Source organism: Pseudomonas paracarnis, assembly GCF_904063055.1.
Classification (GTDB): Bacteria; Pseudomonadota; Gammaproteobacteria; order Pseudomonadales; family Pseudomonadaceae; genus Aquipseudomonas; species Aquipseudomonas paracarnis.
The window spans coordinates 1-455 of sequence record NZ_CAJFCN010000077.1 but is presented as its reverse complement, the minus strand read 5'-3'; the positions used below and the strand labels follow the sequence as shown (position 1 = coordinate 455).

The 455-nt window shown below is 64.4% G+C and carries 1 protein-coding gene; it reads right to left on the bottom strand.

Annotated features, from left to right (window positions below; all coding sequences use genetic code 11):
- Positions 1-13: 13 nt before the first annotated feature.
- Positions 14-421 (bottom strand): YaiI/YqxD family protein, encoded by a 408-nt coding sequence (locus JMV15_RS27975; RefSeq protein WP_201491999.1) that lies wholly within the window; start codon positions 419-421, stop codon positions 14-16.
- Positions 422-455 lie beyond the last annotated feature (34 nt).

Below are 455 nucleotides of genomic sequence, written 5' to 3'. Positions count from 1 at the left end.
CCAGCGCATTTGTCTACTCCTGCTTGTCCTTTTCGCAGGGTGGCTGTTGGCCGCCGCCCATCTGGCCTTGCTCGCGCAGGTCGGTACACAGCTTACGCACACCCAACCTCTCGCTCATGTTCGCTGGGCTGAATTCCTTGCCACGCGGGTCAAGGGCCGTCACGCCCTTCTTCACCAGGCGGTCGGCCAAGGGCACGTCGCTGAAAATCACCAGTTCGCCGGGCACGGCGTGCTCCACCAGGTAATCATCGGCGGCATCCGGCCCGCTGGGCACCACGATCAGCTTCACACAGGCAAAGCTCGGTTTGATCTGGCTTTGCCCGGCCACCAGCACTACCTCAAACTGGCGCTTGAGGGCGAACGTCACCACTTGGTCCTTGGCCGCCCGAGGGCAGGCGTCGGCGTCGATCCACACGCGCATGCTACGCCGCCACCCGGCGCTTTTCGGTCAGGCG

Excerpts from the sequence above, each read along its gene's own strand:
- JMV15_RS27975 (WP_201491999.1), bottom strand. The coding sequence starts at position 421 with ATGCGCGTGTGGATCGACGCCGACGCCTGCCCTCGGGCGGCCAAGGAC.